The organism is Candidatus Arcticimaribacter forsetii, assembly GCF_910589745.1.
Classification (GTDB): Bacteria; Bacteroidota; Bacteroidia; order Flavobacteriales; family Flavobacteriaceae; genus Arcticimaribacter; species Arcticimaribacter forsetii.
This window is the reverse complement of record NZ_OU342399.1, coordinates 732,136-742,087: the sequence shown is the minus strand read 5'-3', so window position 1 is coordinate 742,087 and position 9,952 is coordinate 732,136. Positions and strand designations below refer to the sequence as shown.

At 34.0% G+C, this 9,952-nt stretch carries 10 protein-coding genes and 1 pseudogene; 4 read left to right on the top strand and 7 right to left on the bottom strand.

Features of this window, described 5'->3' with window-relative positions:
• Positions 1 to 58 precede the first annotated feature (58 nt).
• Together NG655_RS03555 and NG655_RS03550 are read right to left on the bottom strand one after the other, a co-directional pair.
• Positions 59 to 1,036: pseudogene (locus tag NG655_RS03555) on the bottom strand (PLP-dependent cysteine synthase family protein); the annotation flags it as partial.
• Positions 1,037 to 1,098: 62 nt separating this feature from the next.
• On the bottom strand, positions 1,099 to 2,304 hold the full coding sequence (locus NG655_RS03550; RefSeq protein ID WP_252157973.1) for an ABC transporter permease: 1,206 nt from the start codon (positions 2,302 to 2,304) through the stop codon (positions 1,099 to 1,101).
• 30 nt (positions 2,305 to 2,334) lie between these two features.
• Between NG655_RS03550 and NG655_RS03545 the strand changes: the two genes are divergently transcribed.
• Positions 2,335 to 3,519, top strand: a complete 1,185-nt coding sequence (locus tag NG655_RS03545; protein WP_252157972.1) for an exo-beta-N-acetylmuramidase NamZ family protein — start codon at positions 2,335 to 2,337, stop codon at positions 3,517 to 3,519.
• Here NG655_RS03545 and NG655_RS03540 read toward each other — a convergent pair.
• Entirely contained in the window at positions 3,516 to 4,010 is a 495-nt protein-coding gene (locus tag NG655_RS03540) for a YkgJ family cysteine cluster protein (RefSeq protein ID WP_252157971.1), read from the bottom strand. The two genes, NG655_RS03545 and NG655_RS03540, sit on opposite strands and share 4 nt — an antisense overlap.
• A gap of 29 nt (positions 4,011 to 4,039) precedes the next feature.
• On the opposite strand from NG655_RS03540, the gene NG655_RS03535 reads away from it, so the two are divergent.
• The gene (locus NG655_RS03535; protein WP_252157970.1) at positions 4,040 to 4,747 is read left to right on the top strand and encodes a class I SAM-dependent methyltransferase; all 708 of its coding nucleotides are present in this window, start codon (positions 4,040 to 4,042) and stop codon (positions 4,745 to 4,747) included.
• Here the strand turns inward: NG655_RS03535 and NG655_RS03530 are convergent.
• Complete coding sequence (locus tag NG655_RS03530; RefSeq protein WP_252157969.1) at positions 4,744 to 5,376, bottom strand: 7-carboxy-7-deazaguanine synthase QueE; 633 nt, start codon at positions 5,374 to 5,376, stop codon at positions 4,744 to 4,746. The two genes, NG655_RS03535 and NG655_RS03530, sit on opposite strands and share 4 nt — an antisense overlap.
• Before the next feature lie 92 nt (positions 5,377 to 5,468).
• On the opposite strand from NG655_RS03530, the gene NG655_RS03525 reads away from it, so the two are divergent.
• Entirely contained in the window at positions 5,469 to 5,891 is a 423-nt protein-coding gene (locus NG655_RS03525) for a VOC family protein (protein WP_252157968.1), read from the top strand.
• A complete protein-coding gene (locus tag NG655_RS03520; protein ID WP_252157967.1) occupies positions 5,891 to 6,775 on the top strand; it encodes a hypothetical protein in 885 nt (294 codons plus the stop codon). The genes NG655_RS03525 and NG655_RS03520 overlap by 1 nt, the downstream gene beginning before the upstream one ends.
• Here the strand turns inward: NG655_RS03520 and NG655_RS03515 are convergent.
• The 3 genes from NG655_RS03515 to NG655_RS03505 all read right to left on the bottom strand — a co-directional run bounded on the left by NG655_RS03515 (position 6,753) and on the right by NG655_RS03505 (position 9,880).
• Positions 6,753 to 7,631: a bifunctional 5,10-methylenetetrahydrofolate dehydrogenase/5,10-methenyltetrahydrofolate cyclohydrolase gene (locus NG655_RS03515; RefSeq protein WP_252157966.1), complete on the bottom strand. Its 879-nt coding sequence runs from the start codon at positions 7,629 to 7,631 to the stop codon at positions 6,753 to 6,755. The genes NG655_RS03520 and NG655_RS03515 overlap by 23 nt on opposite strands.
• A gap of 8 nt (positions 7,632 to 7,639) precedes the next feature.
• Entirely contained in the window at positions 7,640 to 8,968 is a 1,329-nt protein-coding gene (gene ffh, locus NG655_RS03510) for a signal recognition particle protein (protein WP_252157965.1), read from the bottom strand.
• A 75-nt stretch (positions 8,969 to 9,043) separates the two neighbouring features.
• Complete coding sequence (locus NG655_RS03505) at positions 9,044 to 9,880, bottom strand: Brp/Blh family beta-carotene 15,15'-dioxygenase (RefSeq protein WP_252159077.1); 837 nt, start codon at positions 9,878 to 9,880, stop codon at positions 9,044 to 9,046.
• Positions 9,881 to 9,952 lie beyond the last annotated feature (72 nt).

Sequence of the window (9,952 nt, the reverse complement as noted above, 5' to 3'; positions counted from 1 at the left end):
TTATATAAATATTGTGGATAAATTTAATGTTTGATTGTGTTTTTTGGATGGATTCTTAGTCTATAAATTTTTTTTCTCTCATCCATTCATCATTGTACATCTTACCAATATACCTACTTCCTGAGTCATGAAGTAAAACAACAATAACGTCGTTTGAATTAAAGTGCTTTTTTAGTTGTAACAAACCTTTAACTGCAGCTCCGCAAGAGTTCCCAGCAAATATCCCTTCTGTCAAGGCCAACTTTCGCGTATAAACTGCCGCATCCTTATCGGTTACTTTTTCAAAAGCATCAATAACAGAAAAATCTACATTTTCTGGAAGTATATCTTCTCCTATACCTTCCGTTATGTATGGATAAATCTCATTCTCATCAAAAACCCCTGTCTCATGATATTTCTTAAATACAGAACCATAGGTATCGATCCCCCAGATTTTAATATTTGGGTTTTTTTCTTTTAAAAACTTACCTACACCTGATATTGTACCACCAGTACCAACCCCTACAATAAAATGTGTTATTTTTCCGTCGGTTTGTTTCCAAATTTCTGGTCCAGTTTGCTCGTAATGTGCTAATGAATTGGAAGGATTATCATATTGGTTAACATACCAAGAATTGGGAGTTTCTTCTGCAATTCTTTTAGAAGTCGAGTAATACGACCTTGGGTCTTCTGGCGCTACATCTGTTGGGCAAACTACCACCTCAGCTCCTACTCCACGGAGCACATCGAATTTCTCTTTAGACTGTTTATCTGTTGATACACAGATGAGTTTATAACCTTTCACAATCGCGGCTAAAGCTAAACCCATTCCTGTATTCCCAGAAGTACCTTCCACTATAGTCCACCCGGGCTTTAATCGACCGTCGGCCTCCGCATCTTCAACCATCTTTAAAGCCATGCGATCTTTAATTGAATTACCGGGGTTAAAACTCTCAATCTTTGCTAAAACCAATCCATCTACTTCATTGGCAATATTATTAAGCTTAACAAGAGGGGTATTCCCTATGGTTTCAAGGATGTTTTTCGCGTAATTCATAAAAAAAATAATGGCAAATTTACAACAAATCAGTCAGTTAAATTCTTTTAAATCGTTAAAAATCACTGAACCCGCATAACCTTGGAGGGATCTATTTTTGTTACAACCAAAGAAGGAATATACAACAGTAAAGTACAGACAAACAAAACCCCTAAATTTAGAAATACAAAATTAGAAAAAGACAATAAAACAGGAACATCAGCAACATAATAAGTTGCCGGATCTAAATGAAGCCACTTGAAATATTTCTGCCCCATAATCAAAAACAATCCTATCAAATTCCCAATAAACAAACCCTTAATTATTATATAAAATGCATTCCACATAAACACTTGCTGAATTAACTTGTTACCAGCCCCCATAGCCTTTAACAATCCAATCATCTTGGAACGTTCAAGAATCAAAACCAAAAGCGCTGTAGCCATATTAAGAGTTCCAACCAAAATCATTAAAGTCAGAATAATTGCAACATTAAAATCAAATAATGAAATCCATTCAAAAATACTTGGATAAATATTTTCAGCTGAAACACTATCAATATGGGGTGGTAATTGATTGTATATTTTAGAATTTAGAAGATCTAACTTTGTATCATTTTTTAAAAAAACCTCTACAGCTCCAAACTCGTCGGAATTCCATTTATTAATTCTTTGTAAATGCCTTACATCAGCAAACATATATGCCGTATCAAAATCAGGAAAACCTGTTTCGTAAAACCCTACTACTTTAAAATATCTAGTGTTTGGTGCCCCTGTAGAAACTTTACTCTGAAAATAAGCAGTTATTTTATCTCCTAGCTGAACATTCAATTTTCGAGCTAAAGTTTCGGAAAGCAAAACCTCATTATTTAATTTACTTTTGGTGTCCGGAAAGACTCCTTTGATTAAATAAGGCTCCAAACCACTCCACTCATAATCATTCCCCACTCCTTTTACAATAAGGCCTTCAAAATCAGTTTTAGACTTAACAAGAGCTGCTTTGTTTATGGTTTTATGAATATGATCTATCTGCTCAGAATTATACCAATTATCTATATTTAAATCAGAAGAACTTATTGATTTAGTTGAAGTCTTAGAATTGTTATTTTCGAAAGGTGTTATCAAAATTTGTCCACTAAAAGCAATGATTTTATTTCTTATTTCTTGTTGTAGACCTAGACTCGTAGATAAAGAAATTAACATCATAACAATACCCAAGGCAATTGCAGTGATCGCGATTTTTATAATCCGACTCGATGCACTACTTTTATCGTTGCTTTGACTGCGCATTCTGTGCGCTAAAAATAATCCGAAATTCAAATGAGTAATCCTATGGTTGTTACTTTCAAAAATACATTTTTATTATGGTTTTTACTCAGTGTATTTTTCATAAATCCCTCGAAAGCTCAAATCAAAGTTGGTGCAGCTCAAACTGAATCCTACCTTCCCTTAATAAAAGAGAAAAAAATTGGAGTTGTTGCACACGCTTCAAGTTTAATTATAAACAACGGAAAGTCAGTCCATTTAATAGACAGCTTGCTTGCACACAACATTGATATTAAAAAAGTTTTTGCTCCTGAACATGGATTTAGAAGTGAAGCAGATAACGGAGAAGATTTTGAAAACACCATTGACCCAAAGACCCAATTACCCCTAATTTCTCTTCATGGAAAACACAAAAAACCTCAACCCGAAGACCTAAAAGACATTGATGTTATTGTATTTGACATTCAAGATGTTGGTGTACGGTTCTATACCTACTTATCAACTTTACATCTGGTAATGGAAGCTTGTGCTGAAAACAACATTAGTTTATTAATTCTTGATCGTCCAAATCCAAATGCACATTATGTTGACGGACCGGTTTTAGAAAATGAATTTAAAAGTTTTCTAGGAATGCATAACGTACCTATTGTATACGGCTTAACACTTGGTGAATATGCAAAAATGATTAATGAAGAAGGATGGCTTGAAAACAAAATTAAATGTAAATTTAAAGTTGTTCCAATAAAAAACTACACTCATAAAACCCCATATTCTCTCGCAGTAAGACCTTCTCCAAACCTTCCTAACGATACCTCAGTTAATCTGTACCCTAGCCTTTGTTTATTGGAACAAACTCCAGTTAGTATCGGAAGAGGAACTGAAATGCAATTTCAAATCTTTGGACATCCTGACTTTAAAAACGAAACTTTTTATTTCAAACCTCAGCCTAATTTTGGTGCTAAGTACCCAAAACAAGAAGATGTAATTTGTTACGGAACCGATTTAAGAAAGGAAAAGAGACTGGATAAAATAGAAATCAAATGGCTCTTAAATGCTTATGAAATGATTCTTGATAAAGAAAAGTTTTTCTTTGATGGATTCAAGAGGATTGCAGGAACAAACACCTTACAGCAACAAATAGAAATGGGTTTATCAGAAGAAAAAATCAGAGCAAGCTGGAAACCAAAATTAGAACATTTCAAAAAGATGCGTTCAAAATATTTACTGTATGAAGATTAGAGTTTAATTGAAGCTTTCATTCGCTCTACAACATCAAAAGCAGCGGGACAAATAGCAGTATTCGTAATTGTTAAATCTGCAATCTGATAAATCTTTTTACGATCCGTATGTGGAAATTCTTGACAAGCTTTTGGACGTACATCATAGATAGAACAGGCGTCGTCTGCTCCTAAAAAAGAACAAGGAACCTGCTTAAGAACCCAGTCATTATCTTCGTCAATCCGTAAATATTTTTCTTCGAATTGCGCAGGTTTCAAACCTAAAAACTTAGAAATTCTCGCAATATCCTGTCTTAAAAACAATGGCCCCGTTGTCTTACAACAGTTGGCACAAGACATACAATCGGTTTTTTCAAAAACTTCATCATGAATTTCTTCAACTCTTGAATCAAGATTTTTAGGCACTCTTTTTTTAAGCTTATTAAAAAACTTTTTTGATTCAGTTGCCTTATCTTTGGCATCCTTGGGAAGTGAAAGTAGGCGTTCTTGCATTTAAATCTTTTCAGTAAAATTACAATAATTTGAAACTACAAACCGACATTTTTGGAAAAGCTCTTGAAGATTATTTTCTAAACCCAAAAAACCAGAAGTTAACCACTTGGACTAATCTCACGGAAGAAGATCACGTTCCTTTGTCTTACTTTTTCAGGAGTTTTGAAGACATGCCTGTAATAGAAAAAAAAGCCCTAGAACTAGCTAGAGGGAAAATTCTTGACGTGGGTTGTGGATCGGGAAGTCATAGTCTTTATCTTCAAAATAAAGGAAGCATGGAAGTTATAGCACTTGATATATCTATGGGAGCTATTTCCGTAGCTAAAAAAAGAGGTGTAACCAACGTAATCTGTAAATCCATTTGGGATTTTAAAGACGGAAATTTTGACACTATACTACTGTTAATGAACGGGATGGGAATCGGAAATACTTTAGAAGAAGTTCCTAGGTTATTAAATCATCTTAAAACATTATTAGCTCCTAATGGATCAATTTTAGTGGATTCTTCAGACCTAATTTATCTATTCGACGAGGAGGATATTACGCTTTGGAAAGAAGATGAAATTTATTACGGAGAAGTATCATTTGGTATTGAATTCAATAAAGAAAGTGAAGAGTTTCCTTGGCTTTATATTGATCCAAAACGACTTGAAGAAATTGCCACCAACTGTGGGTTCAAATTTACTGTAATTGAAGAAGGAGAAAATTACGACTACCTAGCGCAGTTGAAGTTCTAAGGAATATTGAGATACTTATGAGTTTGTAAAGAAACTTTCCAACGAGGATTTTTTAATACATAATCTACCATTTCTGGCATTATTTCATCTCGTTTGCTCCATTCAGGTTGTAAAAACAAAATACAATCCTTTCCTACTTTTGCAGCTTGTTCTTCTGCAAACTTAAAATCATTCTGATTATGAATAATCATCTTCAGTTCATCTGCAGCTTTATAAGCCTCTTTTGTTGGGAGTTTTGTCTTTTTGGGAGACAAACAAAACCAATCCCACGAACCACTTAAATCGTAGGCCCCTGAAGTTTCTATGTGGGTACTAATCCCTTTTCTTTTGAGCTCATCTGTCAAAGGATCCATTGGCCACATTAAAGGTTCACCCCCTGTTACTACAACGGTTTCGGACCATTTCTTCGCTTCCCCAACAATATGTTTTATTTCTGTGGGTGGGTGTTTTTGAGCATCCCAACTCTCTTTTACATCACACCAATGACATCCAACATCACATCCACCAATTCGTATAAAATAAGCAGCACTACCTTTATGATACCCTTCTCCTTGAAGGGTGTAAAATGCCTCCATTAATGGCAAAAAGAGACCTTGATCCACGTTTTGTTTTAGTTCGTTTTCTGTCATCCGTCAAAGATAATCTAATCTTGAAAAAAGACATCTTAGAAAACTCTAAATTAAATGTAAAATGTTTTAGTTAAAAATGCCTACCTTTATTTATGGAAAAAATAGCACCTTTTCATCTAGCAATACCGGTTCATGATTTAAAAATCGCAAGGGATTTTTATGAAAACACTTTAGGCTTTTCCCATGGAAGAACGAGTGAACAGTGGGCAGATTACAATTTTTTTGGACACCAATTGGTTCTTCATGAAGATACAAACTTTAAAGGCCATAAACACTTTAATGAAGTAGATGGCAAGTCTGTTCCAGTTCCTCATTTTGGAATTATTCTAAATTGGGATGATTTTCAAAATTTTAGCAAACGTCTTATTTCTAAGAATATTAAATTCGAAATTGAACCCTATCTTAGATTCAAAGACAAACCCGGCGAACAAATGACTTTGTTTTTTTATGACCCATCTGGAAATGCCTTAGAGTTTAAATGTTTTAAAAATAGAAACCAATTATTCGCTGTCTAATGGAGTATAAAGAAAGTGTAAATAAGATTTTTTTGTTAGTTTTCGGAGACAAGGTTCGAAAAAGATTAGAGTATATAATATTAGGATTGGCTGGATTAGGATTTCTTGTCCACTTACTCTTAATTTTTTTAAAGTTATGGGATTTTGAAATCCTATCCAACAACCAAAGTGTACTTTTAAATGATCCAATTACTGCGATTTACACCCCATTTTCTTTAATTCTGATCTACGAGGTTTACTTACTTGTATTTTATCTACCCAGATCTTTCACGTCCTGTGTTTCAAAGCAATTCGAAATAATTTCATTAATTGTTATTAGAAAAATATTTAAAGACATTCCCTTGATGGACCTACAAGGGGATTGGCACTTAAGCCAACATAACTTAGAATTAATGGTAGACTTATTAGGATTCTTAATCCTTTTCCTTCTAATTTTCCTATTTAACAAAGGAAAAAAAAGATTGCCAAAAAGAACGGTCACCGACCCAAAGCTGAAAAGCTTTATTAGTTCAAAAAAAGTTGTGAGTTTGGTATTATTAACCCTTTTAATAGGAACCTCTACCTTATCAATATCCAATTGGCTAATTGACCTTTACAAGGATGGTTATGTTAAAAACATTGACAATGTATTTTTTAATCAATTCTTTACACTACTAATTTTAACAGATGTAATTATACTTTTAATTTCATTCCGCTACACGGAGGAATACAGTAAATTAATCAGAAACACTGGATTTATAATCTCAACTATACTGATCCGTTTATCTTTTTCAGCAGATGGGTTTTTAAGCATCATATTGATTCTAACAGGCGTTAGTTTCGCTCTATTAATTTTAATAATCTACAATGCAATAGAGAATCCTAAGCTTGATTCCACTGTCTAGCAAGTAAGGTGTTTTTAAGCAACATAGCAATAGTCATAGGTCCTACTCCGCCAGGTACAGGAGTTATAAAACTAGATTTCGCAGCCACTTCGTCAAAAGCAACATCACCTTTAATAACATAACCTTTTGGATGCGATTCATCAGCAACACGAGTAATTCCTACATCAATGATTGTAGCCCCTTCTTTAACCATATCTGCCGTTAGATATTCAGGGATCCCTAAGGCCATCACAATAATATCAGCTTGTTTTGTTAGTTCAGATAAGTTTTTGGTTCTACTATGTGCTACCGTTACTGTAGCATCTCCTGCAGGTCCTTTTTGACTCATTAATATACTAATGGGCCTTCCCACGATATGACTTCTTCCTACTACAACACAGTGCTTTCCAGAGGTTGGAACTTCATAACGCTCCAATAATTGTATAATACCAAACGGAGTTGCTGGAATAAATGCATCTAAATCCAATGCCATTCTTCCGAAATTTGCAGGATGAAAACCATCTACATCTTTCTTTGGATCAATAGCAAGTAAAATACGTTCCTCGTTTATGTGTTTTGGTAAAGGTAATTGTACAATGTAACCATCTAAGGTTTTGTCTTTATTTAGTTGGTCTATCTGAAGTAACAGTTCTTCTTCTGATATTTCCTCTTCTAAACGAATAAGGGTAGATTCAAATCCAATTTGTTCACAAGATCTAACTTTACTTCCAACATAAGTTAAACTAGCTCCATCGTTCCCAACCAATACGGCTGCTAGGTGAGGAACACGTTCCCCACGTTCTTTCATAGAGGTAACTGTTACTTTAATTTCTTCCTTGATCTCTTGCGAGGTTTTTTTTCCGTCTAGTATTGTCATATCTATTATTATCGTAATCCTTGCATCATCTGCATCATTTGTTTTCCTTTTCCTCCTTGCATCATCTTCATCATTTTACTCATCTGATGAAATTGCTTAACCATCTGATTTACTTCGCTTAAATCACGCCCAGAACCTTTTGCAATTCTTTTCTTACGGTTCATATTGAGTAAATCAGGATTTGATCTTTCTTTTGGTGTCATAGAGCCAATCATTGCTTCTATATATTTAAAGGCATCATCATCTATGTCTACATCTTTAATCGCTTTCCCAACTCCAGGTATCATTCCCATAAGGTCTTTCATGTTTCCCATTTTCTTAACCTGTTGAATTTGAGAAAGAAAATCATCAAAACCGAACTGATTTTTAGCAATCTTTTTACTTATTTTTCGAGCTTCTTCTTGGTCGAATTGCTCTTGGGCTCTTTCTACTAAAGAAACTACGTCTCCCATTCCAAGGATTCGATCTGCCATACGATCTGGATAGAAAACATCTAAAGCTTCCATTTTTTCTCCTGTTCCTATGAATTTGATAGGTTTATTAACTACGGTCTTAATAGAAAGTGCTGCACCCCCTCGAGTATCTCCATCTAGTTTAGTAAGAATTACACCATCAAAATTCAATAAATCATTGAAGGCTTTTGCTGTATTTACAGCATCCTGACCTGTCATAGAATCAACAACAAATAATGTTTCGTCCGGATTTACAGCTTTATGAATTTCTGAAATTTCTTTCATCAGAACTTCATCAACCGCTAAACGACCTGCGGTATCTACAATAACAACATCATGCTTATTAGCTTTTGCATATGCAATACCTGCTTGTGCAATTTTTACTGGATTTTTTTCTTCAGTATCTTTATAAATAGCTGCACCTACCTGATCCGCAACAATCGTTAACTGGTCTATTGCTGCTGGACGATATACATCACAGGCAACTAATAATGGGTTTTTAGATTTTTTGTTCTTTAAATGTAATGCCAGTTTCCCCGAAAAAGTTGTTTTTCCAGAACCCTGAAGACCCGACATTAATATAACACTAGGTTTGGAAGATAAATTAACTCCAGCAACCTCACCACCCATCAACTCAGTTAGCTCATCCTTTACAATCTTAACTAATAACTGACCTGGATTTAAAGTTGTTAAAACTTCTTGACCTAAAGCTTTTTCCTTAACTCTTTTGGTAAAATCCTTTGCGATTTTAAAGTTAACATCGGCGTCAAGTAACGCACGTCTAACTTCTTTTAAAGTCTCTGCAACATTAATTTCAGTGATTTTACCGTGGCCCTTTAGGACCTGGAAAGCTTTATCTAACTTACCGCTTAAATTATCGAACATTTATATACATTTATTAATACAAATTTACTTTTTTTCAGGGAATTGAATGAGCTTTCTAATACAGAATTTAATCATCTATTCTGTTTTTAACATCCCAATTACTACCGTATGAGGAAACGTAATGGCAGCTAGAAAGGTGAAAAATAAAGGAACGAAATACTCAGAATCAAGATCCAAATAATAGTAAAACAAGAATAAACCAATTAAAGAAAAAAGCCAATATACAAGTGATGATCTGACATAACCCTTGACAGTTCTCAGTGACACCTCCCCGTCCAAATAAATTAATTGTTCTCGAATTGAAGGTATACTGTGCCAAAAAACAAAATAAACTCCAAATGAAAACAGTAGACTCGTTGTTCCAAATAGAATCGCGAGCAACAACAGAACTATTAATTCTTTTACAAAAACCTTGAAACTCACTGGAAGAAAAATAGATAAAATACAATGGGATAAAATTAGAAAGACAGCACTGTAATAGTAAACGTCTTCATGGATGACCTTTCCTGTTATATTTTCAATAACAAAAGAGACATCTGAGCTTTGAAGACTAAACAACAAACCAAACACAAGCAAACCATATACAGTATAACCTACTTGTTTTAAAAACGATTCTTTATTTTTTCGATTCAAGTAAGAAGACCAATGCTGTTGACCAAAATGAAAGCCACTAAACAAAATAAAAAAGATAAGGGCAGCAGAAGGAACATAAAAAAACAGAATTGCACCTGCTACAACTACAAAAACGTAAAATAAAAGTAGCATTATAAAAAAATTGAATTGGGTGCTTTGATATTTTTTCTGCAATAAACGGATATCATTTGCCCCATGAATTATTCCAGCTGTGAGAATAAAAAATAGTGCTATAAAGTCCGTGAAACTTGCATTAAGAAAGTATCCTAATAGGATCAATAAAAGTGTTAAAATAATAGTAATCTGATAAATTTTATTCTGTAAAATCAAGGAATTTTCAATTTTTAGGTT

Excerpts from the sequence above, each read along its gene's own strand:
- ffh (WP_252157965.1), bottom strand. The coding sequence starts at position 8,968 with ATGTTCGATAATTTAAGCGGTAAGTTAGATAAAGCTTTCCAGGTCCTA.
- NG655_RS03520 (WP_252157967.1), top strand. The coding sequence starts at position 5,891 with ATGGAGTATAAAGAAAGTGTAAATAAGATTTTTTTGTTAGTTTTCGGA.
- NG655_RS03545 (WP_252157972.1), top strand. The coding sequence starts at position 2,335 with ATGAGTAATCCTATGGTTGTTACTTTCAAAAATACATTTTTATTATGG.
- NG655_RS03525 (WP_252157968.1), top strand. The coding sequence starts at position 5,469 with ATGGAAAAAATAGCACCTTTTCATCTAGCAATACCGGTTCATGATTTA.
- NG655_RS03530 (WP_252157969.1), bottom strand. The coding sequence starts at position 5,376 with ATGACAGAAAACGAACTAAAACAAAACGTGGATCAAGGTCTCTTTTTG.
- NG655_RS03540 (WP_252157971.1), bottom strand. The coding sequence starts at position 4,010 with ATGCAAGAACGCCTACTTTCACTTCCCAAGGATGCCAAAGATAAGGCA.
- NG655_RS03550 (WP_252157973.1), bottom strand. The coding sequence starts at position 2,304 with ATGCGCAGTCAAAGCAACGATAAAAGTAGTGCATCGAGTCGGATTATA.
- NG655_RS03515 (WP_252157966.1), bottom strand. The coding sequence starts at position 7,631 with ATGACAATACTAGACGGAAAAAAAACCTCGCAAGAGATCAAGGAAGAA.